The sequence below is a fragment of the Sinorhizobium sp. BG8 genome (assembly GCF_016864555.1).
Classification (GTDB): Bacteria; Pseudomonadota; Alphaproteobacteria; order Rhizobiales; family Rhizobiaceae; genus BG8.
Map to the genome: position 1 here is coordinate 614,907 of NZ_CP044011.1, position 15,304 is coordinate 630,210.

At 61.0% G+C, this 15,304-nt stretch carries 7 protein-coding genes and 2 pseudogenes; 4 read left to right on the forward strand and 5 right to left on the reverse strand.

Annotated features, from left to right (window positions below; genetic code table 11):
• Window positions 1-73 precede the first annotated feature (73 nt).
• Window positions 74-4,861: an NAD-glutamate dehydrogenase gene (locus F3Y30_RS02840; RefSeq protein ID WP_203425061.1), complete on the forward strand. Its 4,788-nt coding sequence runs from the start codon at window positions 74-76 to the stop codon at window positions 4,859-4,861.
• 101 nt (window positions 4,862-4,962) lie between these two features.
• Window positions 4,963-6,347, forward strand: a pseudogene (locus F3Y30_RS02845) (MFS transporter).
• Window positions 6,348-6,408: 61 nt separating this feature from the next.
• On the opposite strand, the gene purH reads toward F3Y30_RS02845, so the two are convergent.
• The 4 genes from purH to htpX form a co-directional block, all read right to left on the reverse strand.
• Entirely contained in the window at window positions 6,409-8,022 is a 1,614-nt protein-coding gene (gene purH, locus F3Y30_RS02850) for a bifunctional phosphoribosylaminoimidazolecarboxamide formyltransferase/IMP cyclohydrolase (RefSeq protein WP_203425062.1), read from the reverse strand.
• Window positions 8,023-8,117: 95 nt separating this feature from the next.
• Window positions 8,118-9,803: a heparinase II/III family protein gene (locus tag F3Y30_RS02855; protein WP_203425063.1), complete on the reverse strand. Its 1,686-nt coding sequence runs from the start codon at window positions 9,801-9,803 to the stop codon at window positions 8,118-8,120.
• A 133-nt stretch (window positions 9,804-9,936) separates the two neighbouring features.
• Window positions 9,937-11,355, reverse strand: a complete 1,419-nt coding sequence (locus tag F3Y30_RS02860) for an RsmB/NOP family class I SAM-dependent RNA methyltransferase (protein WP_203425064.1) — start codon at window positions 11,353-11,355, stop codon at window positions 9,937-9,939.
• Complete coding sequence (htpX, locus tag F3Y30_RS02865) at window positions 11,352-12,317, reverse strand: zinc metalloprotease HtpX (RefSeq protein WP_203425065.1); 966 nt, start codon at window positions 12,315-12,317, stop codon at window positions 11,352-11,354. The genes F3Y30_RS02860 and htpX overlap by 4 nt, the downstream gene beginning before the upstream one ends.
• Window positions 12,318-12,398: 81 nt before the next feature.
• On the opposite strand from htpX, the gene F3Y30_RS02870 reads away from it, so the two are divergent.
• Together F3Y30_RS02870 and F3Y30_RS02875 are read left to right on the forward strand one after the other, a co-directional pair.
• Window positions 12,399-12,650 carry a DUF1674 domain-containing protein gene (locus F3Y30_RS02870; protein ID WP_203425066.1) on the forward strand — a complete coding sequence of 84 codons (252 nt, stop codon included), beginning with the start codon at window positions 12,399-12,401 and terminating at the stop codon, window positions 12,648-12,650.
• A gap of 48 nt (window positions 12,651-12,698) precedes the next feature.
• Entirely contained in the window at window positions 12,699-13,169 is a 471-nt protein-coding gene (locus F3Y30_RS02875; RefSeq protein ID WP_203425067.1) for a thermonuclease family protein, read from the forward strand.
• Between the two features lie 62 nt (window positions 13,170-13,231).
• Here the strand turns inward: F3Y30_RS02875 and acs are convergent.
• Window positions 13,232-15,186, reverse strand: a pseudogene (acs, locus tag F3Y30_RS02880) (acetate--CoA ligase).
• Window positions 15,187-15,304: the final 118 nt, after the last annotated feature.

Genomic DNA, 15,304 nt, shown 5'->3' on the forward strand with positions numbered 1-15,304 from the left:
CCGTTTCACAAAATCTGTCGCCATGCGGATTTCTTCTGCTAGGGTCCGCCGCACCGGATTTTAGGAGTGATCCATGAGTGCACGCAGCAACACAAAACGGGAAAAACTGATCGAGGCGACAGCGCTTTCGGCGAAGGCGCAGGAGGGTGCTCTCAGTCCCGAAGTTCTCTTTAGCCGCGCTAGCAACGACGACCTCGAGGCCTATTCCCCGCAGATGCTCGAGGCGGCGGCCGTGCATGCTTTCCGGGAACTTCACGAATGGACCGGAACGCAGCCGCGGGTAACCGTAACGACACTCCCGGACATCGCTCCACAAGGTGCGCCGGTGTCGGTGCTGGCGGTCACGGATCGCAACATGCCGTTCCTGTATGATTCGGTCATGGGGGAAGTCACGAGCACCCATCGTGACATTCATCTCGCCATTCACCCCATCCTCGTCCTGCAACCCGGCAAGGCGCCTGTCCTTTTCTCACCTGACGACAGCAGCGACCCCGCCCACCGGGTCAGCCACATCCAGATACACATCCGCGAACTGGCTCCCTCGGAAGCCGCATTGCTGGCACAGCGCATCGAACACGTGCTCACCCAGGTCCATCTGGCGGTCGGCGACTGGCAATCGATGAGGGACAAGCTGGACGCCGCGGTCGCCGATATCGACCGCTTCGGCCCCGTCAAGCGCAAGGCGGAAAAGGAAGAGGCGCTGGCGTTCCTGTCCTGGCTCCGTGACAACAATTTCACCTTCCTCGGCATGCGGGACTATGTCTACAAGGGAAAAGGCGAGAAGGCCGCTGTCGAACGCGACGAGGGTGCCGGCCTCGGCATTCTCTCCGATCCCGACGTTCGCGTGCTCCGGTTCGGCAAGGACGCGGTTACGACGACACCCGAAATCATCGAGTTCCTCGAAGGCCCCGATTTCCTGATTGTCACCAAGGCCAACGTGAAGTCTGTGGTGCACCGGCGCGCCTATATGGACTACGTGGGCGTCAAGCGTTTCGACGAAGACGGCAACGTGGTCGGAGAGCTGCGAATTGTCGGTCTCTTCACGTCGACCGCATACACACATACGACTTCGGAAATCCCACTTCTGCGTTCGAAAATCGCCAAGGTCATCGACCACTTCGGCTACGATCCGCAGAGCCACTCGGGCAAGATGCTCATCAATACGCTGGAATCCTATCCACGCGATGATCTGTTCCAGATCGATGTCGGCCTGCTCTCAAATTTCTGCGAACAGATCAACGAACTCGCCGATCGCCCCCGGATACGCGTACTGGCACGTATCGACCATTTCGACCGGTTCGTATCCGTTCTCGTCTACGTGCCCCGCGAACAGTATGATTCCGACGTTCGGGAGAAGATCGGCAACTATCTGAAGACTGTCTACGACGGTCGCGTGTCCGCCTATTACCCGGCTTTTCCGGAGGGAGGCCTTGCCCGCGTCCATTTCATCATCGGCCGCTCGGGCGGAAAGACCCCGCGCATATCACAGCAGAACCTGGAACGCGCCATTCGCGACATCGCCACAAGATGGAGTGACCGCTTCGAGGCGCTGACAGGCTCGGATTCGGCGAGGCTCACCACAGACCAGGGCTTCCAGGAAGACTTCACGCCCGCCGAGGCATTTGCCGACCTCGGCCTCATCGAGGCCGTCACCCCACAGAGCCCGATCCGCATTTCCTTCTATCACAAGACGGGCCATGCCGACCCGAGCAAGGTCGAGCTGAAGATCTTCCACGCGGGCGGCGCCGTTTCGCTCTCGCAACGCGTGCCGCTCCTGGAGAACCTGGGCTTCCGGGTCATCAGCGAGCAGACACACACGCTTGTTGTGCGTCCCCTGACGGGAGAAGACAGGATCGTAGTTCTTCACGATATGGAGCTCCAGCAGCGCGACGGACTGGAGATAAACATCCAGAAAACAAGCCCCGTACTGGAGGAGTCGTTCCTGTCGGCCTGGCACGGGCTCATCGACGACGACACGTTCAACCGGCTGGTGCTTACGGCGGAACTTGGCGTTCGTGAGATTGTGGTCCTGCGCTCCTATGCCCGTTATCTGAGGCAAACGGGCATTACCTACTCGCAGGGTTACATAGCCGATACGCTGAACAAGTATCCGGCCATTGCGGCGGATATCTTCCGCCTGTTTTCCACCCGGCTGGAACCGGGACTCGCGGAGCGCAAGCGCTCCAAGCGATCGGCGGAAATCGCCCAGGCCATCGAGGACGCGCTGGTCGCGGTTCCGAGCCTCGACGACGACCGGATCTTGAGACGCTTCGTGAATGCCGTCCAATCCACACTGCGCACGAACTACTTCCAGCGTGACGCCGACGGCCGTCCGCTGCCGGCCCTCGCCTTCAAACTCGACCCGAAGACATTGGAAGGATTGCCGGACCCCCGGCCGTTCCGCGAGATCTTCGTCTATGGTGCCGAGGTGGAAGGCGTCCACCTGCGCTTTGGTCCGATTGCGCGCGGCGGCCTGCGCTGGTCCGACAGGGCCGAGGACTATCGCACGGAAGTGCTCGGGCTGGTGAAGGCTCAACAGGTCAAGAATTCGGTTATCGTTCCGGTGGGGGCCAAGGGCGGCTTCTATCCCAAGCAACTGCCCGCAGGCGGCAACCGCGACGCCATCTTCCGGGCCGGAACAGAAGCCTACAAGACCTTCATCCGGACGCTGCTTTCCGTCACGGACAACATCGTAGGTCAGGATGTCGTCCCCCCAAGGGACACAGTGCGCCTCGATGCCGACGATCCCTACTTCGTCGTCGCGGCCGACAAGGGAACTGCAACCTTCTCCGACACGGCAAACGGTCTGGCCCAGGAGGCGGGCTTCTGGCTCGACGACGCTTTCGCGTCCGGCGGGTCTGCCGGGTATGATCACAAGAAGATGGGCATTACCGCGCGTGGCGCGTGGGAAGCTGTAAAGCGGCATTTCCGGGAGATGGACGTCGACATCCAGACCGCGCCCTTCACAGCGGTCGGCGTTGGAGACATGTCCGGCGATGTCTTCGGAAACGGCATGCTTCTGTCGCGCAAGACGAGGCTCGTGGCCGCCTTCGACCACCGCGATATCTTCATCGATCCGAATCCGGATATCGAAAAGTCTTTCGCCGAGCGCAAGCGCCTTTTCGCGCTCCCACGGTCAAGTTGGAATGACTATGACCGGCAGCTGCTTTCAAATGGCGGCATGATCATTTCGCGCGCGGAGAAGTCGGTTTCTCTCAGCAACGAGGCGAGGGCCGCACTCGGAATCGACAAGCAGAAGGCGACTCCCTTCGAGATCATGACCGCCATATTGAAGGCTCCGGTCGATCTCCTGTGGTTCGGCGGCATCGGTACCTATGTCAGGGCGGCGGGAGAAACGGACGCGGAGGTGGGCGATCGTGCAAACGACGCGATCCGGATCATTGCCCAGGAGGTTCGCGCAAAGGTGATCGGCGAGGGCGCGAACCTTGGCGTCACGCAGAAGGGCCGGATCGCCTACGGACTAGCAGGCGGACGCTGCAATTCGGACGCGATCGACAACTCTGCGGGAGTGAACTCCTCCGACGTAGAGGTCAACATCAAGATCGCACTCGCCTCGGCGATGCGCGACAACCGGCTGACCCGACCTAAACGCGACGTACTCCTCTCTTCGATGACGGACGAGGTGGCGCAACTGGTTCTCAGGAACAACTACCTGCAACCCCTGGCGATTTCGATGACCGAACTGCAGGGCACGGCCAACCGGCTCGAGCTCTCCCGCCTGATGTCTAAGCTTGAGGCAGCCGGCCAACTGAATCGCCAGGTCGAATCCCTGCCGGACGAGCAAACGATGAGCGAGCGCTACCAGGCCGGCAAGCCGCTGACCCGGGCCGAAATCGGAGTCCTGCTGTCCTACGCCAAGATCGTGCTCTCGGATGAGCTCATCCACAGCGACCTGCCGGATGATCCTTATTTCGAACCGACGCTTCTCGGCTATTTCCCGAAGAAGATGCAGAAGACGTACGGCGACGACATTCGGTCCCATCGCCTGCGTCGCGAGATCATCGCCACGCTTCTGGCCAACGAGGCAATCAACCGCGGCGGCCCTGCCTTCGTCACCAACCTTACGGATGGAACCGGTTTCGTATCGTCGGCCGCGGTGAAGGCAGCGATCATCGCGCGGGATGGTTTCGGCCTGCAGGCACTCTATGCGGCCGTCGATTCCCTGGACAACAAGGTCAGCGGAGCGGTGCAGAACGAACTCTACGAGGAGCTCGGCCGCATCTTCAGCCTCTCGAGCGGTGTGCTCATGTCCGCTGCCTCCCTGGCCATGCCGACAGAAACCGCCGTCAGTCGTCTTCGCCAGGCTCTCAAGCAGCTTCGGCCACACATGGCCACGCTCGTTCCCGAGCGTGCGGAGGGCGGCCGGCGCAAGAGAATCCGGGCACTCGAGGACAAGGGCGTTCCGGGCGAACTTGTCTCGGAGCTCGCCGATCTCTCGGCAATGACCTTCGTTCCCGAAATCATGCAGATTGCCGGGGCTACCGGCGAGAGCCTGTTGAAAACGGCGCAAACCTATACCGGGATTGCGAGCCAGCTCAACATCGACCGCCTCCTCGTCGCCGCTGCGCGCGTGCCGACGACCGACTCCTACGAGAACCTCGCACTTCAGCGAAGCCTCAACGACATTTCTGCCGCAAGGCGGGATCTCACGGTGTCGGTTCTCGGATCAAGGAGCGGGCACAAGAGCCCGATTGCCGCCTGGCAGGAAGAGGACCGGGAGCGGCTTGCCAAGATTGGCGGTCGACTGGCCTCGCTGACGGAAGCGGGTGAGGCGACCCTCGCCAAGATCGCCGTTGCCGCCGGTGTGCTCAGCGACCTTGCGCGCGACAGGGCGAGGTGACAATGTGCCCGCGCAAGCGGGCGCCGTGCATGCCGCCGATTCCGGTCGGCGTCGTGCCCGGCCGAACAGGATGACCCTGTCGCCCAGGGGACTGATGGGTAATGGCAGGGACATATGAGCGTCCCCGCCGCTTGGTTGGGCGGCTGGGCATTGCTGGATGGATGCTGTTCGACTGGGCGGCGCAGCCGTTCTTCACGGTGATCACCACCTTCATATTCGGCCCATACCTTGTTTCGCGCCTCATCGAAAATCACGACGAGGCGCAGGCTGCCTGGAGCTACACGCTCACCATCTCCGGCATCGTCATCGCGCTTCTTTCCCCATCATGGGTTCGATCGCCGACGCCGCCGGGCCGCGCAAGCCATGGATCGGCTTTTTTGCCGTGATAAAGATCGTCTCGCTCTGCCTGCTCTGGTACGCGGCACCCGGCAGCAGCGTCGTGTTCGCGCTTGCCATGATCGTCTTTGCTTCGATCGCCGCGGAGTTTTCGATCGTCTTCAATGATTCCATGATGCCCCGACTGATCGACCCCGAACAGTCCGGGCGCGTCTCGAATATCGCCTGGGGCCTGGGCTATCTCGGCGGCATGATCGTCCTGATCGCCGTCGTCACGCTCCTCGCCGCCAACCCTGAATCCGGCAAAACACTTATTGGTATAGACCCGCTCTTCGGTCTCGATCCGTCGACGGGTGAAGATGCCCGCATCACCGGTCCGATATCGGCGATCTGGTACCTCGTTTTCATCATACCGATGTTTCTCTTCACGCCGGATCACCAACGCGGCCTCCCGCTCACCGAGGCCGTCCGCGTCGGCATGAGGGATCTTGCGAGCACATTGCGTGAGCTTAGGGGACGAAAGGGCATCCTGAGGTTTCTCATCGCCCGTATGATCTACCAGGACGGAGTCAACGGGCTGCTGGCGCTGGGAGGAACCTTCGCCGCAGGAATGTTTGCCTGGCAAACGGTCGAACTCGGAGTCTACGGCATCATCTTGAACATCGTGGCAATCGGGGGATGCCTCTATGCGAGCCGGCTCGATACCCGTTTCGGTTCGAAGTTCGTTGTCGTGACCAGTCTTGCCTGCCTCACCTTCGCAACGGTGGGGATCGTTTCAACCGGCCCCGGTTTTACACTCTTCGGCCTTCTTCCGCTGCCCGCAGGCGATTCCGGCGGCATGTTCGGCACTGCGGCGGAGAAGGCTTATATCGTTTTCGGGGTTCTTGTCGGTCTGGCGTTTGGCCCCGTGCAAGCCTCCGCCCGATCATACCTGGCACGCAGCATCCATCCGGACGAGGCCGGGCGCTACTTCGGCATCTATGCGCTCTCGGGGCGCGCCACGTCATTTCTCGCACCTCTGGCCGTGGCCGTAACGACATCATTGACGGGATCGGCCCGTCTCGGGATGGCGACCTTGGCGGTCTTCCTGTTCGTGGGCCTGCTGCTGCTGCTGCGGACCCCGTATCCTGCGAACGAGCAGGCTGCATGACCACGGGACGGACGGTTCTCGGGCAAACCGAGCGCCGTCCGCCGTTTTCTCCTCAGCCGCTTCAGTGGCGGAAGTGGCGCATGCCGGTGAACACCATGGCAACGTTTGCGTCATCCGCAGCCGCAATGACCTCTGCGTCGCGCATCGATCCTCCGGGCTGAATGACGGCCGTTGCACCGGCTGCGATGGCTGAGAGCAAGCCATCGGCAAAGGGAAGGAAGGCTTCCGATGCGACCGCCGATCCACGCGTCAACGGTTCCGCAAGACCCATCGCCTTGGCAGCCTCCTCCGCCTTGAGCGCTGCGATGCGCGCCGAGTCGACGCGGCTCATCTGCCCGGCGCCGATGCCCGCCGTCTGACCGTCCTTCGCGTAGACGACCGCATTGGACTTCACATGCTTGGCGACCTTGAAGGCGAACTTCATGTCGATCAGCTCCTGCGGGCTGGGCACGCGCTTCGTGACAACCTTGAGATCAAGGTCTTCGACCATGCCGTTGTCACGATTCTGCACCAGGAAACCGCCCGCGACCGTGCGCGCGGAAATGCCGGGAGAACGGGGATCGGGAAGGCCGCCCGTTACGAGAAGTCGAAGATTGCGCTTTGAAGCGATGATGGCGCGTGCCTCCTCATCGGCATCGGGAGCGATGATAACCTCGGTAAACAGCTTCACGATTTCCTCGGCCGTCTTGGCGTCCAGCGTGCTGTTCAGCGCGATGATCCCTCCGAAAGCCGAGACCGGGTCACAGGCGAGTGCACGCGTATAGGCGTTGTGCAGGGTGTCGCCGATCGCAACACCACAAGGATTGGCATGCTTGATGATTGCGCAAGCCGGCCCATTTTCCGGGAGGAATTCCGCGACAAGTTCGAAGGCGGCATCGGTATCGTTGATGTTATTGTAGGACAGCTGCTTGCCCTGGAGCAGGGTTGCCGTCGCGACGCCCGGACGCTGCTCGCCGGTGACGTAGAAGCCGGCTTTCTGGTGCGGGTTCTCGCCGTAGCGCAACTCCTCCCTGAGAACGCCGCCGAGAACCCTATGGCGAGGCATGTCCAGCTGCAGGCTTTCGGCAAACCAGTTTGAAATGGCTGCATCGTAGGCGGCTGTCCGGGCATAGGCCTTCGCTGCCATGCGCTTGCGGAAGGACAGCGTCGTGGTCGAACCGCTCGAAAGCTCCGCCAACAATTCTTCATAGTCCGCCGGATCGGTGACGATCGTTACGTATGCATGGTTCTTGGCGGAGGCGCGGATCATCGCCGGACCGCCGATGTCGATATTCTCCACGGTCGTCGCATAGTCCGCGCCCTTGGCGCGAACTTCCTCGAAGGGATAGAGGTTGATGACGGTGAGATCGATCGCGCCGATGCCGTGCTTCTTCATCGCCTCCACGTGATCAGCATCGTCACGGATTGCGAGAAGGCCCCCGTGGACGGACGGATGAAGGGTCTTGACCCGACCGTCCATGATTTCCGGAAAGCCCGTCACCTCTGATACGTCGGTGACGGAAATGCCTGCATCCCGTATCGCCTTGTGCGTTCCGCCCGTCGAAAGCAGCCGGACGCCCTTGTCGGCCAATGCCCTGGCCAATTCTATGATGCCGGTCTTGTCGGAAACGGAGAGGAGGGCGGTTTGAACCTGCACCTGGTCAGGCGCGGGAATTTTCTTGGAAACTACGGCCATGGTGGCACTCCGGTGGCTTGGCCGGCAGCGGCCGGCGGAGGGAATGTGCCCCGTTAGCACAGGGCTCGCCCCGAGAAAACCGCGAAACGCCTTGCTCAGGCCCGACGGCTCATCAGCCACTGAACCTCGGGAACGGTACCGATCGGCAAGGTGAGCGTGATCTGCCGGGATGCCCTGACCCCGGAAGGATCAGCAAAGAAGACATCCTCCTCCTCCTTGACGGCAACGTCCATGCAGGTCAGCGCCCAGGTTTCCCCGTCTGGCGCCACCAGCCGCGCCTCGTGTGCACCGGCCATGTGCAACTGGATAGCCGGGTGGATGTGGAAGCGGACCACCGCCACCCCCTTGTTCGACGGGTCCGGGGCGAGATCACCCGGCCGATAGAAGCGCTCGCGCCCGCGGATGGTCTTGCCTCCCGCATGAATATACAGATCGCGTTCGTAGAGCAGACCGAACTCGTCGAGATATCCGTCATGGTTCGCGATAAGCCCGTCGGAACCATCCGTGCCGCCGTAGCGCCCCACATCGATGCGCGACACGCCCCCTATGGCGATCGGTCCGAGGAAGCGCGAGTTCGACAAGCGCAGCGAAGACGTATCATTGAGCGTCGCAACGGAATGGGCAGCCGTTGCTCGAGACATCTGGCGCAGGCTCTCGCCCGCAAACCGCGGCATGCCCGAATTGATGATGAAGCGGTGACGCCCCGAAGACATCTCCAACGAGAGCCCCCCCGCGCACGCTGTCGACGACAGCTCGACCGATTGCGGAACGCCGGTATCGACAAGCACGACCGTGTTCTCGACCGACAACCGGTCGTAGCGTGAGGAGGGAAGCGTACGGAAAGGCGCGCCGCCCGTCTCGTCGTATCGCAGCACGGACATCAACTCGTTGGCGAGCGTGTAGGTCGCCCCGTTGAAGAGGGCGAGTTCCCCTCCCTGATGGCGGAAGAAACGCAAGGCGGGAAAGATCCGGTCTATGCAGGGAATAAGCCTCGCCGGCACATCGTGGCCGAGATTGACGTAGGTCTGGCGCAGCGGAAGCAAATGGAGCAACAGATTGAGGGCCACGCGAGGGTTTCGAGACGAGTGCCCCCCGTCGGGCAGGATCTGTCGGTCGAGTTCTTCGTCGAGCCGTCGCGCGGCCTTGCGGATCGTGGACGCGGAGGCCGGCATGGCAATGGAGGCCATCGCCAGCGCGGTGCGCGCCAGGAGACGCGTCTCTCCCTCCCGCGTAGTACCCGCGATATGCCTGAGATACCGGACCTGGAAGGCGAGGCTCTTGAGAAACCGCCGGTAGAATACATAGTCGGCGTCCTTCAGCAGGATCGGTGAATGCGACAACCACGCAATGATGCGCAGCGACAGGACGTCGGGCCGCCATGCGATCCCCTTGATGACCTGCCCGTGGCTAGCGATCCAGTCATCAACGATGGCCCGGCTGGTCAGCGAAGCCGCCTCCATCCGGGCGATCCGCATGTGCCTTAGCCAGCTGAAGCAGTGCAATCGCGTGGCAAACTCCACGGACGGCAAGTCCAGTGAAAATGGCGATTCTCCCTCGCAGTCGAGCACCCGCCCCGCCAGCGGAAACCGGCCGGCGATGATCTCGTCGGCGACGAACGAATCGGCGGGATGCAGGTCCGTCGGTGCGACGATCAGGCGGTCCGGGGCACCTCCCGCAAAGCGCAACGCCGAGATTCTGCCGACGGCAAGACGCCGCGAGAAACGGCGCCATCCCTCACGCAAGTACAAGTAGAGAATTCGCTGCCGTTTGAAGAGCCGCATGGTGAATATTCTGCCTCCGGATCCTATTGGTATGCACCGGAATAGATCACGTCAATTCATCGCGCTTGAGCACGGTGATGGACTCACGACATTCGGATGAGTTCGCCGAATTTGCGGGACGCGATGCGGCTAACTAGGACGAGGTTCCTAGCCGCCGGAGAACGACTGCATAAAAACCATCCATGCCACCGGCCGCACTGTCATGGGCCGGAAACATTGCCGGAGTCGTTCGGATTTCACCAAGGGCAGTGATCGCCTGCTCGAGGCCTTGCCAATTCTTTGCGTCCACCGGCTCTATTGTCCATTCCGGTTGAGACGCAAGCACGTGCTTCGTAACCTCTTCTCCCTCCAGGGGATCGAGAGAGCAGTTCGAAAAAACCAGCTTGCCACCGGGCTTGACCATGCCCATCGCATGCCTGAGGAGCTTCTCCTGGACCTCAGCCAGCTTGGCGATGTCCTGCGGCCCCTTGGTCCACAATACGTCCGGGTGGCGTCGAATTGTTCCGGTGGAGGAGCACGGTGCATCAAGCAGCACCGCATCGAAGGGAAACTCGGGTCGAAAATTCCCAGCGTTCGCCTCGATCGTCGAGGCCTGGAGCCGCAATCTGTCGAGGTTGCCGACAAGGCGGCGCAACCTGCTGGCCGACTGATCAAGGGCTGTAACCTTCGCTCCTGCAAGCACCAGTTGCGCGGTCTTTCCACCGGGTGCCGCGCAGAGATCTGCGACAGACTGTCCCTCGACGTTTCCGAAGAGCTTCGCCGGTATACTGGCCGCGGCGTCCTGGACCCACCACTCCCCTTCTGCAAAGCCTTCGAGCGAAGGAACTGTACCGGAGAATGCCGACAATCGGACCGTTCCGGTAGGGAGAACGCTTCCACCGAGGCGCGCCGCCCATTGTTCCGGATCGCTTTTCACGGTGAGATCGATAGGCGCCGGAACGAGCTGAGCCTCCGAAATCCTTAACGCATGCTCTCGCCCATAGACGTCGACAAGGCGATCGAAGAACCAGGACGGTATCGCGGGAATGGATTGAACCGCGGAGAGGTGGTTGGCCTTTTCGCGCGCGAGCCTCCGCAACACCGCATTCACGAGATTTGCGAAGCGCCTGTTGCGCGGATCCGCCTTCGCCTGATCGACGGCAATATCGACCGCCGAGTGATCAGGAACATCGAGATAGAGGATCTGTGCGGCGGCGACCGCCAGCACATGATGCAAAGCGCGCGCACCCTCGGGAAGCGGCGTCTCCACGAGCGAGTTCAGGATTGCTTCAATTCGCGGCAAATGCCTGAGGGCAGTGTTAATGATCGCGCGGACGAGCGCGCGGTCGGCTTCACTCAATGCAGCATAGGCGGCATTCCCATGCTCGGCATCGAGCATCCCGTCGAGCGGCGTCTTACGATCGATAACGGCACCGAGGATCTTGGCCGCCGTTTGCCGGCTGCGAAGTCCCTGCTTTTCCTCCGGCCCCGCGCTGGCTCCGGTACTCTCGCTCCGTGAGCCGCGGGACTTTTGTTTCGGATGCGAACCGGATTTTGCTTTGGCGGATTTCAAGACCAGGGACCTTTCGGTGGTTCGGAACCACCGCGCCCCCAGCCGGTTGTCGGTACGGAGCGCGATTTTCGCCCCGCACTATCAGGCCGCGGCGGCGGCGTCGAGCCTTGCCGCATGTCTTCCGCCGCCATAGCCTGCAGGGCGGCAATTCTGTTCTCCGTGTTCGGATGGGTTGAGAACAGGTTATCCATCCGCTCGCCTGACAGTGGATTGATGATGAACATGTGCGCCGTCGCCGGGTTATGCTCGGCCCGGTCGTTCGGAATTCGCCCGGCGGCGACCGCGATTTTCCTCAAGGCGGAAGCAAGCCACAACGGATTGCCGCAAATCTCTGCACCACGCCGGTCTGCGGAGTATTCCCGCGTCCTGCTGATCGCCATCTGAACCAGCATGGCTGCAAAGGGGGCGACGATCATGGCGATAAGGACCCCTACGAATCCGAGGGGATTATTGTTTTCGCGATTGTTACCCCCGAAGAACATGGCAAAGTTCGCCAGCATGGAGATGGCGCCGGCGATTGTGGCCGTCAGCGTCATGGTCAGGGTATCGCGATTCTGGATATGAGCGAGCTCATGGGCCATAACGCCCGCCACTTCCTCGTAGGAAAGCGAATGCAGCAGGCCTGTCGAGGCCGCCACCGCCGCATTCTGCGGATTTCTGCCGGTTGCGAAGGCGTTCGGTTGATCGCTGTTGATGACATACACCCGGGGCATTGGCAGCCCGGCTCTGGCCGCGAGATCGCGAACGATGCCGTAGTATTCCGGCGCATTGCGCTCCTCGACTTCCTGCGCCCCGTACATGGAGAGCACCATGCGGTCGGAGTTCCAATAGGAAAAGAAGTTCATCGCGGCTGCAACCAGCAGCGCGATCATCATGCCGCCGCTACCACCGATGAGATAGCCGACACCCATGAAAAGCGCTGTCATGAATGCAAGCAGCATCGCTGTTCGAACGAGATTCATCCTGGGCTCCGCTTCGCTCGCGAGGGCAACAGAAACGTTTCACGTGAATCAATGCTTTGCCTCGCCGTTCTCTAGTCCTATATGATGGGGGAGCATTGGGCATACTTCAATATCCCGTCCGAATTCGGAGGTCGCATGCAGAGCGAGAACGACAACAGTGCCGGCAGGGGGCGTCCGCTTTCTGCAGCGGCCGTTCGCGCGTTGAAGGAAGCCGAGGAAAGGCGTCTCGCTAACCCTGCACATGAGTTGCCGAAGGAGATCGGTGGCCGCGGTGGTGCCGATCCCGCCCGCTTCGGCGACTGGGAAGTCAACGGACGAGCCATCGATTTCTAGGTATTATTTCCTATTGACGATTAATGAAGTGCGGAATATTTTCCGTCTATGCGAAATCGTCAAACCCTGAAAGCCGGAATTCTTGCCTGTCTCGTTCCAGGTGCAGGTGCTGCCGCCAACGGTGCTGAACAGCACCAGCCCGTCGCCGTAACAGGCCCGGTCGTCGCGGATATCGTCCGTGTAATTGATGGCGATACAATTCTGGTATCCGCGCGTCCCTGGCCACAACAGACCGTCGAGGTCTATGTAAGGCTGCGCGGCATCGACACACCCGAGTTGCGCTCCTCCTGTCCAGACATACGAGTGCTCGCGCAAGCAGCCAAGGCTAGGCTCATCGAACTTGCTTCGGGGCACAATGAGCTCTCGCTTACCGACATCGAGGGCGACAAGTTCTTCGGCCGCGTCATCGCTGACGTACGTTTTCCCGATGGTGTGAATCCGGCTCAGGATCTTGTGGCTGCCGGTCTGGCCAGCTCCTACCACGGTGGGAAGCGGCGGCAAGACGATTGCCGATTCTGAGTCAAGGCGACGGGGAGGGCGCAGCTTGCCGCTTGCCCTCCTTCTTCTCTGGGGTGAGTGCTTTAGCCGGCGGCCCTGTTCTGCCTGTTCGCAATCAGATCCTCGACGACAGCGGGATCGGCAAGCGTCGAGGTGTCGCCCAGGCTGCCGAAATCGTCCTCGGCTATCTTGCGGAGAATCCGGCGCATGATCTTTCCGGATCGCGTCTTGGGCAATCCCGGCGCGAACTGGATCTTGTCCGGGGTCGCAATCGGACCGATCTCCTTGCGGACATGCTTGATCAGGTCCTGCCGAAGATTGTCGGTGCCCTCCTCGCCCGCCATCAGCGAGACATAGCAGTAGATGCCCTGTCCCTTGAGACTATGGGGATAACCGACAACCGCAGCCTCCGAGACGAGGTGATGCGAAACGAGGGCCGATTCCACCTCCGCCGTACCGAGCCGATGACCGGAGACGTTCAACACATCGTCGACGCGACCGGTGATCCAGTAGTAACCATCCTCGTCTCGCCGGCAGCCGTCGCCGGTGAAGTACTTCCCCTTGTAGGTCGAGAAGTAGGTCTGGATGAAACGTTGGTGGTCGCCGTACACGGTGCGCATCTGCCCAGGCCAGCTGTCCGTGATGCAGAGATTTCCATCGGCCGCTCCGTCCAGGACATTCCCTTCGCCGTCCACCAGCTCCGGCTTCACACCGAAGAAGGGCCGGGTCGCTGACCCGGGTTTCAGATCAGTCGCGCCGGGGAGGGGGTGATGAGAATTCCCCCGGTCTCGGTCTGCCACCAGGTGTCGACGATCGGGCTGCGGTCTTCACCGACGACGTGATAGTACCATTCCCACGCCTCCGGATTGATCGGCTCGCCGACCGAACCGAGAAGGCGCAAAGAGGAGCGCGAGGAGCGCTTCACGAAATCGTCGCCTGCCCCCATCAGCGCACGTATCGCCGTCGGAGCCGTGTAGAAGATGTTCACCTTGTGCTTGTCGACGACTTCCCAGAAGCGCCCTGCATCGGGAAAATTCGGCACGCCCTCAAACATCAGCGTCGTTGCACGGTTCGCAAGCGGTCCATACACGATGTAGGAGTGGCCGGTGACCCAGCCCACATCCGCCGTGCACCAGTAGATGTCACCGTCTTGGTAGTCGAAGACGTATTTGTGCGTCATCGACGCGTAGACGAGATAGCCGCCCGTCGTGTGTAGAACGCCCTTCGGCTTGCCCGTCGAGCCTGACGTGTAGAGGATGAAAAGTGGATCTTCCGCCTTCATTTTCGCCGGCGGACAATCGCGCGGCACGCTGGCGACCTCCTGGTGATACCAGAGGTCTCGACCCGGCGCCCATGCAGTTTTGCCCCCAGTGCGGCGGACCACGAGTACCTTGTTGACGATGACATGCTGCTTTGCTGCAATGTCGATGGCCGTGTCGGTATTCTCCTTGAGAGCGATCGGCTTTCCGCCTCGCACCCCTTCGTCACAGGTGATGACGAAGGTTGATTCGCAATCAACGATGCGTCCGGCGAGCGCATCCGGTGAGAAGCCTCCGAAGACAACCGAATGGATCGCGCCGATGCGCGCACAGGCGAGCATCGCGTATGCCGCTTCCGGGATCATCGGCATGTAGATCGTGACACGGTCGCCCTTCTTCACGCCGTGCTTCTTCATCACATTGGCGAGACGGCAGACGTGCTCATGGAGCTCGTTGTAGGTGATTTTCTTGTCTATGTAGGGATTATCGCCTTCCCAGATGATAGCGACCTGGTCACCGTGTGCTTTGAGGTGCCGGTCGATACAGTTGTAGGAGACGTTCGTAATTCCGTCCTCAAACCACTTGATGGAGACCCGGCCTGTAAAGGAGGTATTCTTGACCTTCGTGTAGGGCTTGAACCAGTCGATCCGCATCCCGTGCTTGTCCCAGAAGCGCTCCGGATTTTCGACGCTTTCGCGATACCATTTCCCATACGTGTCGTTGTCAATCAGCGTGCGGCTCTTCGCAGACTTCAGGACCGGATAGGTTTTAACAGACATCAATTCCTCCTCACGAAATGCGGTCCGGAACGCCGATACCTCCCGCGTTCCACAATATTCTGCGCCATACATATCAGGTCAAAGCATTCCAGCAATTAGACAAAGGTCATTTGTCTCT